17 protein-coding genes are annotated in these 16,650 nt (G+C 60.1%); 11 read left to right on the top strand and 6 right to left on the bottom strand.

Annotated elements, in window-relative coordinates; genetic code table 11:
- The first annotated feature begins 95 nt into the window (after nucleotides 1–95).
- Both FFS64_RS21965 and FFS64_RS21960 read left to right on the top strand, forming a co-directional pair.
- Nucleotides 96–2,873, top strand: a complete 2,778-nt coding sequence (locus FFS64_RS21965) for a hybrid sensor histidine kinase/response regulator (protein WP_137807149.1) — start codon at nucleotides 96–98, stop codon at nucleotides 2,871–2,873.
- 63 nt (nucleotides 2,874–2,936) lie between these two features.
- Nucleotides 2,937–3,533: a MarC family protein gene (locus FFS64_RS21960; RefSeq protein WP_137807148.1), complete on the top strand. Its 597-nt coding sequence runs from the start codon at nucleotides 2,937–2,939 to the stop codon at nucleotides 3,531–3,533.
- Between the two features lie 73 nt (nucleotides 3,534–3,606).
- Here the strand turns inward: FFS64_RS21960 and FFS64_RS21955 are convergent, their stop codons facing one another.
- The 6 genes from FFS64_RS21955 to cobG form a co-directional block, all read right to left on the bottom strand.
- Entirely contained in the window at nucleotides 3,607–4,257 is a 651-nt protein-coding gene (locus tag FFS64_RS21955) for a hypothetical protein (protein WP_137807147.1), read from the bottom strand.
- 65 nt (nucleotides 4,258–4,322) lie between these two features.
- Nucleotides 4,323–5,132, bottom strand: a complete 810-nt coding sequence (locus tag FFS64_RS21950) for a hypothetical protein (protein WP_137807146.1) — start codon at nucleotides 5,130–5,132, stop codon at nucleotides 4,323–4,325.
- Between the two features lie 200 nt (nucleotides 5,133–5,332).
- Nucleotides 5,333–7,036 (bottom strand): precorrin-3B C(17)-methyltransferase, encoded by a 1,704-nt coding sequence (cobJ, locus tag FFS64_RS21945; protein WP_137807145.1) that lies wholly within the window; start codon nucleotides 7,034–7,036, stop codon nucleotides 5,333–5,335.
- A complete protein-coding gene (locus tag FFS64_RS21940) occupies nucleotides 7,036–7,767 on the bottom strand; it encodes a precorrin-2 C(20)-methyltransferase (RefSeq protein ID WP_137807174.1) in 732 nt (243 codons plus the stop codon). The genes cobJ and FFS64_RS21940 overlap by 1 nt, the downstream gene beginning before the upstream one ends.
- On the bottom strand, nucleotides 7,767–8,393 hold the full coding sequence (locus FFS64_RS21935) for a precorrin-8X methylmutase (RefSeq protein ID WP_137807144.1): 627 nt from the start codon (nucleotides 8,391–8,393) through the stop codon (nucleotides 7,767–7,769). Before FFS64_RS21935 ends, FFS64_RS21940 begins: the two co-directional genes overlap by 1 nt.
- Entirely contained in the window at nucleotides 8,386–9,693 is a 1,308-nt protein-coding gene (cobG, locus tag FFS64_RS21930) for a precorrin-3B synthase (protein WP_305955748.1), read from the bottom strand. The genes FFS64_RS21935 and cobG overlap by 8 nt, the downstream gene beginning before the upstream one ends.
- A gap of 131 nt (nucleotides 9,694–9,824) precedes the next feature.
- On the opposite strand from cobG, the gene cbiE reads away from it, so the two are divergent.
- The 9 genes from cbiE (at nucleotide 9,825) to FFS64_RS21885 (ending at nucleotide 16,555) form a co-directional block, all read left to right on the top strand.
- A complete protein-coding gene (cbiE, locus tag FFS64_RS21925) occupies nucleotides 9,825–11,036 on the top strand; it encodes a precorrin-6y C5,15-methyltransferase (decarboxylating) subunit CbiE (RefSeq protein WP_137807142.1) in 1,212 nt (403 codons plus the stop codon).
- Nucleotides 11,029–12,126, top strand: a complete 1,098-nt coding sequence (locus FFS64_RS21920; RefSeq protein ID WP_137807141.1) for a cobalt-precorrin-5B (C(1))-methyltransferase — start codon at nucleotides 11,029–11,031, stop codon at nucleotides 12,124–12,126. The genes cbiE and FFS64_RS21920 overlap by 8 nt, the downstream gene beginning before the upstream one ends.
- Nucleotides 12,123–12,851, top strand: a complete 729-nt coding sequence (locus FFS64_RS21915) for a cobalt-precorrin-6A reductase (RefSeq protein ID WP_137807140.1) — start codon at nucleotides 12,123–12,125, stop codon at nucleotides 12,849–12,851. Before FFS64_RS21920 ends, FFS64_RS21915 begins: the two co-directional genes overlap by 4 nt.
- Before the next feature lie 194 nt (nucleotides 12,852–13,045).
- Nucleotides 13,046–13,306: a type II toxin-antitoxin system RelE/ParE family toxin gene (locus FFS64_RS21910; RefSeq protein WP_137807139.1), complete on the top strand. Its 261-nt coding sequence runs from the start codon at nucleotides 13,046–13,048 to the stop codon at nucleotides 13,304–13,306.
- Between the two features lie 45 nt (nucleotides 13,307–13,351).
- The gene (locus tag FFS64_RS21905) at nucleotides 13,352–13,642 is read left to right on the top strand and encodes an addiction module antidote protein (protein WP_137807138.1); all 291 of its coding nucleotides are present in this window, start codon (nucleotides 13,352–13,354) and stop codon (nucleotides 13,640–13,642) included.
- A 97-nt stretch (nucleotides 13,643–13,739) separates the two neighbouring features.
- Nucleotides 13,740–14,138, top strand: a complete 399-nt coding sequence (locus FFS64_RS21900) for a DUF2946 domain-containing protein (protein WP_095192060.1) — start codon at nucleotides 13,740–13,742, stop codon at nucleotides 14,136–14,138.
- 48 nt (nucleotides 14,139–14,186) lie between these two features.
- On the top strand, nucleotides 14,187–14,666 hold the full coding sequence (locus FFS64_RS21895; RefSeq protein WP_137807137.1) for a copper chaperone PCu(A)C: 480 nt from the start codon (nucleotides 14,187–14,189) through the stop codon (nucleotides 14,664–14,666).
- Between the two features lie 21 nt (nucleotides 14,667–14,687).
- Complete coding sequence (locus FFS64_RS21890) at nucleotides 14,688–15,128, top strand: DUF2946 domain-containing protein (protein ID WP_137807136.1); 441 nt, start codon at nucleotides 14,688–14,690, stop codon at nucleotides 15,126–15,128.
- 47 nt (nucleotides 15,129–15,175) lie between these two features.
- On the top strand, nucleotides 15,176–16,555 hold the full coding sequence (locus FFS64_RS21885) for a PepSY domain-containing protein (protein ID WP_137807135.1): 1,380 nt from the start codon (nucleotides 15,176–15,178) through the stop codon (nucleotides 16,553–16,555).
- Nucleotides 16,556–16,650: the final 95 nt, after the last annotated feature.

The raw sequence follows: 16,650 nt of genomic DNA, 5'->3' as shown, positions 1-16,650 counted from the left end.
CCCTTTCAGCCAGGCAGGGGCTTTAGGCCCTTGCCTGACTATTCCGGCGCCGCGCATAGTTATACTCTGGCATCAACCTACGAAGGGATTTCGCCGTGCGCTGGCTCAGGATTGCCATAGGTTTCACCGTCACTCTGCTGACTTTGCTCTGCATGCTCCCGGCCCAGGCCGCGCAAGGCAGTGGCTGGGCGGTATTGCTCGACGAACAGGGCGACCTGCAACTGAGCGACATCCGCTCCCCCCGCTACACCAATCAATTCAGCCCTATCGAACTCGACCGCCTCACCGCCGCCGGGCCCGACGGTGCGCTCTGGCTACGTTTTCGCCTTGCACCCGGCAACCACGAACAATTGCTGCGAGTGTTCGCGCCCGACCTGCAGCAACTCAATATGTATGTGCTGGACGGCGACAAGCTGATCGATCAATCGAACACGGGCAATAAGCAGCCACAGGCTGACCGGCCACTGCCCAGCAGCGACTTCATGCTGCCGTTGCCGCAAAGCGACAACCCCCTGGACGTTTACCTGCGACTGGTCTCCGAACACCAGCTGCGACCCTATGTAACCCTGCAATCGGCGATCATTACCGCAGCCAGTCAGAACCAGACGCTGATCTATGGTTTGCTGTTGGGCTGCATCGGCATGCTGATCCTGCACAACCTCATCCGTTACGCCTACACCCGCTCGCGCAGTAGCCTCTGGCTGGCGGCATGCGAAGCCTTGTTGATGCTCAGCCTGGTGCTGTTGCTGAATCTGGCGGGCACCTGGCTGCCAAACTGGCAAGCCGTGCAGACGCCCGGTGCTTACCTCGCCTTGTTACTGACAGCCCCCTGCGGCCTGATGTTCGCCTATCGCTTCTTCGCTCCCCTTGGCTCACACCCACTGAACAAGCTGTTACTGGGTGACATCCTGCTCATCACGATAGGCGGTCTGTTACTGCTGTTCGTCAACACGCTGCCGTTGAATATCATTACCTACGGTCTGGTTGCGCTGGCAGGCCTGAGCATGTTGTTCGTCAGCGCGTTTCACTGGCAGAAAGGTTATCGCCCGGCACGGTTGTTCGTGGCAGCCATGGTGGTGTTCAACCTCGGTACGCTGATCATTCTCCCCGCCCTGCTGGGGCTGACCCTGATCGAACCCCATGGTCTGATCACCACGCTTCTGGCGTTCATCTGCATCAGCGGCCTGCTGATGAGCATTGCTTTGAGTGAGCGCCAGCGTCGGATCACTGAAGACCGCTTCAGCATCAGCCGCGATCTGGCGGCCAGCAACGCAGAGATCAACGCCAAGGCCGAATTCCTGGCAAAGATCAGCCACGAGATCCGTACCCCGATGAATGGCGTGCTGGGCATGACCGAGTTGTTGCTGGGTACGCCACTCTCGGTCAAGCAACGTGATTATGTGCAGACCATCCATAGCGCCGGCAACGAACTGCTCACGTTGATCAACGAAATCCTCGACATCTCCAAACTCGAATCCGGGCAAATCGAACTCGACGATGTGCAGTTCGACCTCAACGCGCTGATCGAAGACTGCCTGAGCATCTTCCGCGCCAAGGCCGAACAACAGAACGTCGAGTTGATCAGTTTCATCCAGCCGCAAGTACCGCGGGTCATCAGCGGTGACCCGACACGGCTGCGCCAGACCCTGTTGAGCCTGCTTGAAAACGCCCTGAAGAAAACCGACGAAGGCGAAGTCTTGATCGTCGTCGCGCTCGATGAACGCAGTGCCAAACCGCGTCTGCGCATCGCCGTGCAGGACAGCGGCGAACCCATGGACGCCGAAGAGCGCGATGCGCTGATGCATGCAGAACTGCACAGCAAAAACTTCCTTTCGACCAACCGACTGGGCGGCAATCTGGGGCTGGTGATTGCCCGCCAGCTGATTCGCTTGATGCAGGGCGAGTTCGGCATCAAGAGTGGCAGCAACCAGGGCAGCACCCTGTGGCTGACCTTGCCGCTTGACCCCGATCGTCTCGAACACCCGACCTCTGATCTTGATGGGCCGCTGCAAGGCGCACGGGTATTGGTGGTGGATGACAATGACACCTGTCGCAAGGTTTTGGTGCAGCAGTGCAGCGCCTGGGGTCTGAACGTCAGCGCCGTTCCGTCCGGCAAGGAGGCACTGGCACTGCTGCGCACCAAAGCGCATTTGCGCGACTATTTCGACGTGGTCCTGCTGGACCAGAACATGCCCGGCATGACCGGCATGCAACTGGCCGCCAAGATCAAGGAAGACCCGAGCCTGAACCACGACATCCTGCTGATCATGCTCACCGGCATCAGCAATGCACCGAGCAAAATCATTGCGCGCAACTCGGGGATCAAACGCATACTCGCCAAACCGGTGGCCGGCTACACCCTCAAAACGACCCTGGCCGACGAGCTGACCCAACGCAACAAGGGGCTCGCGGTCATGCAGCAATTGCCATCCGGCACGCCCATGCCGATCAAGGTGCCCAGCGATTTCCGCATTCTGGTGGCCGAAGACAACAGCATATCGACCAAAGTTATCCGCGGCATGCTGGGCAAACTCAACCTGCAACCGGATACCGCCAGCAATGGTGAAGAAGCCCTGCAGGCAATGAAGGCCCAGCGTTACGATCTGGTGCTGATGGACTGCGAGATGCCGATCCTCGACGGTTTCTCGGCCACCCAGCAATTGCGCGCATGGGAAGTGGGCAACCAACGGATCCGTACCCCGGTGGTGGCGTTGACTGCTCACATCCTCGCCGAGCATAAGGAGCGCGCGCGCCAGGCCGGCATGGACGGGCATATGGCCAAGCCGGTCGAACTCTCACAGCTGCGTGAACTGATCGAACACTGGGTTGCCCAACGTGACCTCCAGACCCGCACGGCAACACCTACATCCTGAGCCGACAGACCCCGCAACGCCTGATAGACTCCCCTCGACTTCCTTCGCCAGTGAGCCTGCACCATGCTCCATGTGTTGTTCAGCGTTTACCTGAAGATGCTGGTGCTCTACAGCCCATTCTTCGTGTTGTCCTGCTTCATCAGCCTGACCCGCGGTTACTCGCGCAAGGAACAACGTCGACTGGCCTGGAAAGTGGCGATCGCCACATTGGTCTCCAGCATCTTGTTGTACCTGTTCGGCCGGGTGATTTTCAACGTCTTCGGCATCACCGTTGACGCGTTCCGAATTGGCGCCGGTAGCGTGCTGTTCATCTCGGCGCTGGGCATGGCTCAGGGCAAGTCGGCGGTGCAGACCGACAACGTGCAGCAGGACGTGACCATCGTTCCACTGACCATCCCGCTGACGGTCGGCCCCGGCACCATCGGTGCCCTGTTGGTGATGGGCGTGAGCCAGCCGCACTGGGACGACAAACTCATGGCCATTATCAGTATCGCCCTGGCCAGCTTTACTGTCGGCGTTGTGCTGTACCTGTCCAACCGCATCGAACGCATTCTCGGCGATCAAGGGCTGCAGATCGTCAGCCGGTTGATGGGGTTGTTCGTGTGTGCGTTGGCAGCGCAGATTATCTTTACCGGCGTCCGGGGTTATCTGGTGCCCTGACAGATCGGAATGCAACTGCAACAAAAAAGGCCTTGTCGTTGAGACAAGGCCTTTTTTGTTGCCCGGGCAATGATCAGCGCTTGAGCTTGCGCACGAGGAGCCTGTCGGAATAAGCATCGATCTTCTCGTGCACCCGCACACGGTAATTCTCGAATGCCTCGCGATTGAAGGCATAGACACCACCATCCGGGATAATCAGCACCTCTTGGTCATACTCACTCCAGAAAAAGAAGTCCTGCTCAATCACCGTGGTGCTGCAGCGCATGCCAAAAAGGCAGACAATCGTTTCACCCGATTCGAGGCGCTCGCAAGGCGCGCACTTGAGGATGCCCATACCGCCTTGCGCTACGTTACCGCGGAAAAACTCCCATGCGAATTCGTCCAGCTTCAAGGCTCTGTAGGTATCTACAACAATCTGCCTCAGCCGTTCAGAGCCCACGCGACCAATCACGGTAAGGCCGACGTTCAGCAATTGGCGAACATCCGACACCCGGAACGGTTCGGTGGGGACAATGGTTTTCAGAGTGAAACCGGCCTTCAACAATCGCCCCTGATAGTAATCGAACCAGACTTTCTTCGACACTTGCCCTGGGTACTTATCGTTTGCCGCCAGCTCGGCATATAACAGACAGTCCTCTATATCCTGTTGGTCCCGAAAATTCACCGCTGGGGCGAAAGACAGCAGGCAGCCTCCCACGACAACAGCATCTGTAAAAGCCGGCATATAAACACCTCGCAACGCAAACTCCAGCAGTCGACAAACAGCATCTAATATTTTTTGTCGCCAGATCAGCCGACCAACTTCTTGAACAACTCATCACCAAACTGATCGATATAACTGTAAACCTGCTGACGTTTGCGATCGAAAGCGCGCCGGTTAAACTTCCGAATCCCCGCAGCTTGAAAAAGATGCACACCTTGAGTATTGAAAGTAAAGAACAAAAAATCACCGTCGTAGTGCGTGCTGTAGACGTCCAACCCGCCCATGACCATCGCCATACCGCCATCTGGAGTAACGATGCAGGGAACCGCTTTAAAGCTGACGACCTGGCTGTTCTTGCTTCCCGAGTCGACAATTTTGAGGGCTGCCTTGTCGCCTTTGAGCTTTTCGAAACCACTGGTCACCAGACTCAACACATTACCGGACCCGGCACCGATGACGGTCTGTAGTACCTGAAGCAGCGCTTCATTCATGGTCAGCGTCAGTGTTTTAGAATCGTATTTTTTGCGCGTATAGCTTTCGGTCACCCAGCCAATAGCGGTCAACGCTTCGTTATAGGCGTTGTAACGCTGTTCCTGCGAGCTGCCGGCAGGCAGTTTGCGCACGACTGCTTCAGCAAAGGCCTGGCTATCGAGTGCATCTTGCTTGTCATCCCCGGAAAGACGCTCATCGAACACCACAAGGGATGGACCGACAACGGAAGCACTGTGTTCTTGCGTCGGGTGAGGGGGAGCAACATCAAGGGCTGCACTGAAACTTCTGGCACGCGAACGAGACGGAGTTTCGGCCAACTGGGCCTCAATCCGTTCAAAATAGGTGTCCTGTATTAGTGAATCAAAGGGCAAGTCCGTCGAACCATTGGCAACTGGGTAATACATAGCAAAGCTCCTTAGTTAACAGTTCACCGCTCCATGCGGCAAACCAAACTAAAACATGCAAGCCCAACTTTCAATTGAACCTTCGACAGCAACTTATACTATTAATTACCAAAAATCAGACACAACCAAAAACCTCTCCAAAAAATAGAGATGATCAATTTTTATAGATAAGAGCGGCCTCGGTACGAGGCCGATATAACTCAACCACCCGGTTTGTTGCCGTACCAGCGCGGGGTATATACCCATTCTCCGCCCTCGACACGAGGAAACACGCAGGTCGTGGAGGAGCCGATCAGCACCATGGTGCGCATATCGACTTGATCGGGAGTCAATTGGCCGAGCGTGGTAACGCGCAAGGTCTGGCCCGGCCGACCGATGTCCCGCCCTAACACGACCGGTGTCTGAGGCTCGCGGTGACGGGCAACAATTTCAAGCGCCTGCCCAAGTTGCCATGGACGTGAACGCGAGATCGGATTGTAGAACGCCAGGGCCAGGTCGGCTTGAGCCGCCAGATCCAACCGCTGCTCGATGATCGACCAGGGCTTGAGGTTGTCCGACAGCGACAGCACGCAGAAGTCATGCCCCAACGGCGCACCGGCCTGGGCAGCCGTCGCCAGTGACGCGGAGACCCCTGGCAGGATTTCCAGATCAACGTTGTGCCACGCCGCATCGGTGGACTCATGCAGCGCTTCGAGTACGGCGGCAGCCATGGCGAAAACCCCCGGATCGCCCGAGGACACCACCACCACCGACCGCCCTTGCGCCGCCAGCTCAAATGCATGGCGTGCACGCTGCATCTCTTCACGGTTGTCGGTGCAATGCAGCACCTGATCGTCGCGGAAGGGTCCGGCCATGCGCACGTAAGTTTCATACCCCAGCACATCATTGGCGCGAGCCAGTTCGGATTTCACCGCAGGCACCATCAGTTCGGCAGCGCCCGGCCCCAGACCGATCACAGCCAGACGTCCCCGCGCACGGCCGATCTGAAACGGGTCCAGCGGCTGTTCGGCGACCGCAATGGCAACGGTGCCGTCACCCCGTATGGATACAGGTTGCCCTACAGCATTGCGGGCCAGCTCAACAATATCCATTTCAGCATTGGCAAATCGCAATGGCACACCCAACTCTAGCGCTGCTTCACGCAGCGCCGTGCTGGCCATTTCGGTATCGACCGCCAACAGGCAAGCCAGCGATTGCACAGCGATACCGGCCTGATGCAACGCCGCGCGGACCGCACTCGCCACATCTGCAACACCTGCACTGACCGCCACCAACACACTGCGTGGATAGATCAACAATTCGTTGGCCGCCGGCGTGCGTTCGGCAGGGCTGACATGCACCGCCAGCCGCGCCTGGGCATCCTCAGGTAATTGCGCTTGCGCCAGCCACGGTGCCGATCCTTCGATGCGTACCGTTTCACCGGCCAGCAAGTCGGAAACAAAACGCTTGCCCTGCTCCAGATCAGCCAACGCATAGCCGCTTGGCGGATTGAGCAGGCAAGTGCCAAAACGCAGCTCACCGCTGGTGGTAATGGCCGGCGCAACATCGAGATGTGCGGCGATCTCCCGCGCCATCACATTCACGCCGCCAAGCCCGCCGAGCAACGGCACCACCGCGCTGCCGTCTTCAGCCACGGCCAACACTGGAGGCTCCACGCCTTTTTCCAGCAGCAGAGGCGCCAGTGTGCGGATCACGATACCGGCGGCGCACAGGGCGATGATCGGCGTGCCCTGCTGATAAAGCTCGCGCAGAGTCGCGCCGAACTCGTGGTAGACACGGTCCGCGCCATCAACGCGCTCGACCAGGCCGTGGATCAGCGCGCCGGGATAGCGTTTTTGAATATTGCGTGCGGTGGCGAGGCTGCCATTGCCGAGAATGACAATCGCCGGAACTGGACGAGTCATCAGCCTTGCCACCTTTCGCCGGGAACGATGATCAGCGAGAAATACGGCGAGGACATCGGCTCGACCTGATCCAGCTGCACGATTTTCTGGTTGGCCATGGTCGCGCGCTCGACGTACAGCGCTCGCTCGGCCAACCCGAGTTCTTCCAGTACCTGGCGAACCTTGGGAAAGTTGCGTCCCAGCTTCATGATCACGGCGGCATCGGCATCGGCCAAGCGGCGCTTGAGTTCGTCATGGGACAGCACGCCGGACAACACCGACAGGCTCTGATTGCGATACACCAGCGGCGCACCGAGTACCGAAGCACCCCCGAGCATCGAGCAGACACCTGGCACCACTTCAGCCTGATAACGCTCGGCGAGCCGGTCGTGCAGATACATGTAGGAACCGTAGAAGAACGGATCGCCTTCGCAGATCACGGCGACGTCGCGCCCCGCGTCCAGATGCGTGGCCAGTTGTTCGCCGGCGGCATCGTAGAAATCACTGATCACTTGCTCGTAGGACAGCGGCGCCGGCAATGCCTCGGTGGTGACCGGGTAAACCAGCGGCAGCAAGGTCTGTGCATCCTGCAGATGCGCCTCGATGATGCCAAAAGCATTACCCTTCTTTCCCTTGGCGACGAAGTACGCCACCACTGGCGATTCACGCAACAGGCGCAAGGCTTTGACGGTAATCAGTTCCGGATCACCCGGGCCGACGCCAAGGCCGATCAAACGTCCAGGTTGTTGCATCATTCGATCTCCGTGGCGAGGGCATTGACGGCAGCGGCGGCCATGGCGCTACCGCCCAGGCGACCTTGCATGATGACAAAAGGCACACCACGGCTGTCCGCCGCGAGCATCGCCTTGGATTCGGCGGCACCGACAAAACCCACCGGGAAGCCGAGAATCAGCGCCGGTTTCGGTGCGCCGGCATCGAGCATTTCCAACAAATAGAACAGAGCCGTAGGTGCATTGCCGATCACCACCACGCTGCCTTCCAGATGCGGACGCCACAGTTCCAGCGCGGCGGCGGAACGGGTGTTGCCCAATTCGCGGGCAAGCGTAGGAACACTCTCATCGCGCAGGGTGCAGATGACCGGGTTGTTGGCCGGTAACCGCGCGCGGGTGATGCCTTCGGACACCATTCGCGCATCGCACAGAATCGGCGCACCGGCCGCCAACGCATCGCGCCCGGCCTTGCCCGCACCTTCGGAAAACTGCAAGCCGTCGATGGCGTCGACCATGCCGCAGGCGTGAATCACCCGAACAGCGAGTTTTTCCAGATCGGCCGGGATTCGCCCGAGGTTGGCCTCGGCGCGAATGATCGCGAAGGAGTTGCGATAGATCTCCTGACCGTCGCGGATGTAATCAAGCATCAAGGGGGCTCCGTGAGCGGGCGTCGAGCAAGGCCGCGACCGCTTCAATAGTAAGGTTGCGTGCGTGCAGGGTGCCGAAACCGGGCTGCGCTGCATCGCGAAAATAGAGTTCGTAGTGACCGGCTGAGACGGCCAGCAAGGTAATAGGCGCGATGTGCGCGGCAGCGCACGAGCGCGGGCAACCCGATAAGTGCACATTCGGTGCATGACCGTTGCGTTGCATGAGCGCCGCCAGTTGCCGGGCATCGCCCTTGGTATCGGCCAGGCCTTTGCCGCAACCGGCCGAGCCGGTGCAGGCAATCAGGTGTGCCAAGGCGTCATCAGCAGAACAACGCAAACCCGCCATTTCAAGACGCTGGATAACGTCGCGAGCATCGTCGGCATGGACGCCGGGCAACAACAGGCTTTGCCAGGGAGTAAATCGCAGGCTGCCGTCCCCCCTTTCACGGGCAAGCTGTGCAGCGCTTCTGAGCATGGCAGGGTCGAGGCGACCCAAGGGCGGCACGGTGCCAACATAGACACGCTCAGCCTCGCGTTGCGGATGAGCGCCGATGTGCAGGGCAATCGGGCTGACATCGTGTCGGCGACTCGAAGCGGGCATCAATGGCACCCGTTCGGCCAACACCGCGAGAAACCTGTCGAGTGAGCATTCGGCGAGCAGGTGACGCATGCGTGTCTGATCCGGACGCGCCCACTCAAGAAACAGATCAAGCACCGCGACCACCAACCCATGGCCATGTTCCTGCAGCACCGAGCCCGCAGGCGGGTCCAGAGGACATCCGGCCAGACCGAAGGCAAAAACCGTCTCGCCCTCTCTCTCCATGGCGGACAGCCACAGATCATGGGGATGCTCAAGCATCGCCAGGCCCTCGCCGCCATCGAGTTGCACGGCAAACTTGGCACTGAGGTCGTGAAAGCGTTCGTCGCGCTGAAGTGTGTCCAGGATCTGTTCGGCCAGTGGACGCGTGTCGCACAGCATTTGCCGATCAATGCCGGCGCTCGGGCTGAGCATCAGATTGCGCACATCGTCACCAGCGGCGGTACTCGGTCCCAATCCGCTGGCCATGAGGCTGTCGATCAAGGCCCCATGCTCACGGCCAATGCCGCGAATTTGCAGATTGGCGCGGTTGGTTGCCTCGATCACTCCGCCGGCGAAACGCTCGGCGGCACTGGCCACCTCTTCGGCCTGAGCGGCGCTGATCGAACCGCCATTCAACTTGATCCGGCAAATACCGCCGTCCAGTGCCTGGACGATACGCAGCAACCCCGGGCAGGCCGAGGGGCGTAAGGCGGTGGACATCGGGCGTTCGTTCAAGGGCAGGACCGGGAATGTGGGAAAGGCGCTTCGCAAGCAAAGGCGCGGTATTATGCCTGCTTTGTTCGACGGCATGAAAAGCCTGCCCGTCGGAACAGCGCGTTTGAGGAATATAGATGTCGCCCTGGCTGACAGTAGTGGGAATCGGTGAAGACGGCTTCAAGGGCCTGGGCAAAAACGCCCGGCACGCTTTGTTGAACGCTTCGCGGATTGTTGGTGCGCAACGGCAACTGGATTTGTTGCCGGCCTGCATCCGTGGTGAGCGGCAATTGTGGCCCAATCCATTCTCCCTTGAACCGGTATTGGCGCGGCGTGGCGAGTCTGTCTGTGTCCTCGGCAGCGGCGATCCGATGTTCTTCGGGGTGGGCGCCAGTCTCGCCCGGCAACTGCCCGGCGATGAAATGCTGATTCTGCCGGCCCCCTCTTCCTGCTCGCTCGCCGCCGCCCGAATGGGTTGGCCCTTGCAGGATGTGGTCACCCTTTCTGTGGTTGCCCGCCCTATCGCCGCGCTCAACGCCCAGTTGTTCAGCGGTGTACGCTTGTTGGTGCTGAGCAACGACGGCCGCAGTCCCGCCGCCATCGCCGCGCTGTTGCGTGAGCGTGGATTCGGCCCGAGCCGCATCACCGTACTGGAACATCTGGGCGGGGAAGCCGAGCGGCGTGTCGATGGCATCGCCAGCGACTGGGCCGATTACGTCATCGCCGACTTGAACCTGATCGCCATCGACTGCATCGCTGAACCGAATACGCCACGCCTGTCACGCCTGGCCGGTCTGCCGGACTCAGCGTTCAAGCATGACGGCCAACTGACCAAGCGCGACGTACGCGCGATCACCCTCGCGCGCCTGGCTCCAGTGCCTGGCGAACTGTTGTGGGACGTTGGCGCCGGCAGTGGTTCGATCGGCATCGAATGGATGCGCGCCCACCCGAGTTGCCGGGCGCTGGCCATCGAAGCCGATGACGGGCGGCAACAGTTGATCGAGTACAACCGCGATACCCTCGGAGTGCCCGGCCTGCAACTGATTCGCGGCCGTGCGCCGCAAGCCCTCGACGGACTCGAACGACCGGACGCCATTTTCATCGGTGGCGGTGTCACCCGTGAAGGCGTACTGGACAGCTGCTGGACCGCCCTCAAACCCGGTGGCCGGCTGATCGCCAACGCGGTCACACTGCAAAGCGAAATGACTCTGATGGCATGGCGTGAACAGCACGGTGGAGAGCTGACGCGCATCCATATCGCCCAGGCGCAACCGCTGGGCGACTTCGATACCTGGCGCCAGGCACTGCCGATTACCCTGCTGGATATGACGAAACCTTTCGATGCGTGACGAAACCGCCGAACAACCCGCGCCACTGCGTAGTGGCCTGACCACGGGCAGTTGCGCCACGGCAACCAGCCTCGCGGCGGCTCGCCTGCTGCTCGCGGGCACGACGGCTGATGCGGTGGAAATCGCCTTGCCCAAGGGCAAGCAGGTGCAGATGCGTCTGGAGTTCTGCCGACTGACGGGCGACAGTGCCGAGGCCGGCACCATCAAGGATGCCGGCGACGATCCCGACGTCACCCATGGCGCCCTGCTCTATAGCCAGGTGCGCCTGCGCGCCGAACCGGGCATTGGTTTCAATGCCGGTCGCGGGGTCGGCACCGTGACCCGCCCCGGGCTGGTGTTGGGCGTCGGCGAACCGGCGATCAACCCGGTGCCGCGCAAAATGATCAGCGATCACCTGACTCGGCTCGCCGACGAGCTGGGCTATGGCGGCGGCTTCGATGTCACAGTCAATGTCGAAAACGGTGAGGCCCTGGCACTCAAAACCATGAACCCGCGCCTGGGGATTCTCGGCGGCCTGTCGATCCTCGGCACCAGCGGCATTGTCCGGCCGTTCTCCTGTGCGGCCTACATTGCCTCGATTCACCAGGGCATCGATGTGGCGAAAACCAACGGTTACCTGCACATCGCCGCCTGCACCGGCAACGCCAGCGAAGACACCATGCGTCGGGTCTACAACCTGCCGGAAATCGCCTTGATTGAAATGGGCGATTTCGTCGGCGCGGTACTCAAACATCTGCGCAAGGTGCCAGTGGATAAACTCAGTCTTTGTGGCGGCTTCGGCAAGATCAGCAAACTCGCAGCCGGGCACATGGACTTGCACAGCCGGCATTCAAGCATCGACCTGCCGCAACTGGCCGAATGGGCCGCGGCAGTCGGCGCCGATACGGCGTTGCAGCAAAGCATCCGCGAGGCCAACACCAGTCAGCAAGCCCTGGCCATGGCCAGCGCCGCCGGCATCGCCCTCGGTGACGCGGTGTGCCAGCACGCCCTCGACTTTGCCCGTAGCGTGGTGCCTTCGCAGGTTCAGGTCGAAGTGTTTGCCATCGATCGCCAGGGCGGGATCGTGGGCCATGCCGGAGCATTCCAATGAAACGCATTCTGTTGCTGGGCGGTGTCACCGAAGCCCTGGCCATCGCCCGCACTCTCGGCCCTGAACACATCTACAGCCTGGCCGGTATCGGTCGGGTGCCAACGGACCTGACCTGTCAGGTCCGTGTCGGCGGCTATGGCGGCGCCGAGGGCCTGGCGCAGTTCATCCGTGACCAACGGATCGACCTGCTGCTGGATGCCACTCACCCCTACGCGGCCCAAATCAGCCAGAACGCCGCCAGCGCTGCGCACCTGAGCGGGGTTGCCTGCTGGGCCCTGCGGCGTCCGGCGTGGCAACCACAGGCCGGGGACGACTGGCGCGAGGTCAACGATTGGGCCGAACTGATCGAGGCCCTGAAACCCTTTCGGCGGCCATTGTTCACTCTGGGCCGCGAGCCCTTGCAGCATCTCGACGAAATCCCTGCACATCAATTCTGGACCTTGCGTGCATTGGACGTGTATCCGGGAAACGAACGCTGCGAAGTAATCGGAGCGCGCGGGCCGTTCCGGATCGAGGATGAACGTGAGTTGTTCGAACACCGACAGATCGACGTACTGATCAGCAAGAACAGCGGCAGTACCGCGACCGAACCAAAGCTGGAAGTGGCGCGCGAGCGTGGGGTGCCGGTGTTGGTGTTGAAGCGGCCGGTGTTGCCGGGGGTTGATCGGGAGTTTGGATCGGTCGCGCAATTACTGGAAGCCTTGTCTATGTCAGACAATTCCTAAGCCCCGCAGAAACCAACGAATTTACTGGCAACATTCCAGGAAGGCGCTGGCTGTATCTCTCAATAGCTTCAACTCTATATTCGCTTCCCTCTAATTCAATCAAGTACACAGACCTGCCACTGAAGGGGACGGTTAGCGTCTTCCTCCCAAAAAGGCTTCTTGCCAACCTGTATCCCAAGGAATACGATCCCGACATGATCGACTTCAAACGATCTCGTGTATTTGCCGACTGGCTCGATTCATTGAAAGACACTATCGGCAAGTCTCGCATCATCGCCAGACTCCGGGCTGCCGAACATGGAAACTTTGGTGATTGCGTGCCCGTAGGAGAGACGGTTTATGAAATGCGCGTTCATCATGGTCCCGGCTACAGGATGTACTTCACGCGCCGAGGCGAAGTGGTCTATCTGCTACTGGTGGGCTGTGACAAGTCGACTCAAAAACGCGATATCTAACGCGCCATTCAAATGGCGCAAAACATCGGAAATGAGGAGTGAATCATGACCGAACAATTCGCCCGCTTCGATGCCGCTGAATTCCTTAAAACTCCGGAAGAAATGGCCGCATATCTGGATGCCTGCTTTGAAGAAGATGCAGGCGACGGCGTTCTGATACGCGCCGCTCTTAACGACATTGCTCGCGCTCAGGGCATGACACAAGTCGCCCGTGATGCCGGTGTAGGTCGTGAGAGTTTGTACAAAGCGCTGAGCAGTACTGGCAATCCGGAATTCGCGACTATCATGAAGGTAATGAAAGCCTTGGGTATGCGCTTGCATGCCGTTGCTGTCTGATTGCGCTGCGACACCACACCGCACGCCGCTTTTTTACTTATCGGCATTGATCAGGCTAAATAGCCGTGCCTGATCGCCCACCCAATGGATCTGTCCCATGTCCCGACAACGGCTCGCAATTGCCTGGATAGCCTGCTTCGCAGTGCTGTTCAACCTGCTCGCCATGCCGATGACCGGAGCGATGGCGCAGTCGGCGAAGTCGCCTGCCGAGCAGTTGTTGTGGGGGAGTTTCTGTTCGTCCAGCGGCACCAAAATGGTTGCGATTTCCCTGGGCGGCATCGAGCAGAAAGCCCCGCAAAACGACGATCATTCCAATATGCAGCATTGCTGGTGCTGTTCAGGTTCCGCGCCGTTGGTGGCACTGCCCGGACATGTTCCGCAGTTGTATTTCGCGCAGTTCGACGCCAATCGAAGCCTGCCCCCCGCCTCACTCAATACCCCGACGCCGCGCCAGCAATGGCCGAGCCTCAACCCCCGCGCATCCCCTCTGGTGTGATTCTTTCTCGCAATTGACCTGCGTTTTGAATCGCTCTGGAGAACCATCATGCTGAACAAACTCATCGTTGTGGCTGCGTTGTTGCTGCCTGCCTGCTTTGCCAATGCCCACGAATACAAGGTCGGGGAGCTGGACATCGCTTATCCCTGGTCGCAGGAGTTGCCGCCGAACGCGCCGAACGTTGCAGCCTATTTCGTGATCCACAACGAAGGCAAATCCGCCGACCGGCTACTCAGTGTCGATTCGCCGATTGCCGGCGAAGCACAATTGCACGAGCACGTGATGCAAAACGACCTGATGAAAATGCAGCACGTGCCAAGCGTGGAAATCCCCGCCGGTGGCGAAGTCACGTTTGCGCCAATGGCCTACCACGTGATGCTGCTGAACCTGAAAGACCGCAGCCTGCTGAGCGACGGCAAGCGCTTCCCGCTGACCCTGCACTTCGAGAAATCCGGTGACGTGACGGTTGAGGTGGCGGTGCAGAAGCAGGCGCCTGAAGGCACGCAAAAGCACGCGCACGTCCAGTAACCAGCTGAGCTGAAAGCGCCCATGCGCCCGTTCAGCGCCAGGTCATCCAGACCCCGTCGTCAGCCATCGAGCCTGACACGCGGCAGCTGGATCAGCCTGTTCGCCATGTTGATGATCTTTATCGGCCCGCTGGTTTCCCAGTCGATGCCGATGGACTCGCGCGCGGCCATGAGCATGTCGATGGACATGTCCATGGATATGCCGGCAATGGACCACGCCGATCACGGCGCACAACCGAACGCCGAGCACTGCCCGCCGCAAGCCGGACATCACGCCATCTGGGAAAAATGCGGCTATTGCAGCCTGTTGTTCAATTGCCCGGCGCTCACCGGTGGTGTGTCGTTCACCGCGTTCGACACACCGCCCGCCAGTACTTTCACTTCCCCTTCCCCGCACCTGGGCCATGCCCGACAAACCTTTTTCCCCGGTGCCCGAACCCGCGCCCCACCTATCGTCACGTAGACCCGCACCCCATAACTAAAAGATCCGAGCCACGCGGAGCACACGTGATGAAACAGCCCAAAGTGAATTTCTACAACCTGGCATGGCGCTGGCATTTCTATGCCGGATTGTTCGTTGCGCCATTCATGGTGATGCTGGCCCTGACCGGCACCATTTACCTGTTCAAGCCGCAACTCGACTCATTGATGTACAGCAGCCTGCTCAACGTCCCGGCCGGTCATCACAGCATCCCGGCCGACGACCTGCTGCAGCGGGTCAAAACGGCTTATCCACAAGGACAGGTCACGCAATACCTGCCGCCGGTCAACGCCGAGCGCAGCGCTCAATTCGTGGTCGCGAATGCCGGCCAGGAGTTGAACGTGTTCGTCGACCCTTACCACGGCGACATCCTCGGCGAGCAAGACGCCAAGAAAAACCTGCAAGCAATCGCCCGGGCGATACACGGCGAACTGATGATCGGCACCGTCGGTGACCGACTGATAGAACTGGCCGCCGGTTGGGGCGTGGTGCTGGTGGTGTCCGGGGTGTTCCTGTGGTGGCCGCGCGGCCAGGCCGCCGGCATTCTGTGGCCACGCCTGAGCAGTCGCGGCCGGGTACTGTGGCGCGACCTGCACGCGGTGACCGGATTCTGGGGCGCGTCCCTGCTGTTGGTGATGCTGCTCAGCGGCATGACCTGGACCGGTTTCTGGGGCAAGCAATACGCCCAGGTGTGGAACGTGTTCCCGGCGGCGATGTGGGACGACGTGCCGAAGTCCGATGTCGAAGCCCGCAGCCTCAACACCGCTACTCGCCAGACCGTGCCGTGGGCCATGGAAAACACCCCGATGCCGATGTCCGGCGACCATGCCGAACACATGGCCCACGGTGGTGCGCAAGCCGGCCCGGCCGCGCCGACCATCAGCCTGCAGGACGTGCAAAACATCGCCACGCAGGGCAAGGTCGAGCCGGGGTACAGCATTACCTTGCCGACCACCGCGACTGGCGTGTTCACCATCGCGGTATTCGCCGATGACCCGCGCAACGACGCCACCCTGCATGTCGATCAGTACAGCGGCAAGGTGCTGGCCGACGTGCGCTACGGGCAATACGGTGCCGTCGCCCGTGCCACGGAAATCGGCGTAATGCTGCACGAAGGCAAGATGTTCGGCGTGGTCAATCAGATCGTTGTGCTGCTGATCTGCTTGATGATCCTGCTCAGCGCCGTCAGCGGTGTGGTGATCTGGTGGAAGCGTCGCCCGCAAGGCAAATTCGGCGTGCCGCCATTGCGTCACGACCTGCCGAAATGGAAAACCGCGATGGTCATCATGTTTGCCCTGGCGGTGGCGTTTCCGTTGGTGGGGGCTTCGCTGGTGGTGGTCTGGCTGCTCGACAAACTGCTGTTGTCGCGCTTCACCCGACAAACTGAAAGCGCCTCACCTTCATCATGAATCAGGCGAGATGCGCGGGATTGAAGGCGCTGTAAACTTCCCGCGCATTTTCTTCACTTGGTTTCTCTGCTGTCCTTCAAGACGCCATCGCTGCA

The sequence above is a fragment of the Pseudomonas sp. G(2018) genome, from assembly GCF_005502415.1.
In the GTDB taxonomy this organism is placed as follows: domain Bacteria; phylum Pseudomonadota; class Gammaproteobacteria; order Pseudomonadales; family Pseudomonadaceae; genus Aquipseudomonas.
The sequence above is the reverse complement of the archived record's forward strand: the minus strand, read 5'-3'. Positions and strand labels throughout refer to the sequence as shown.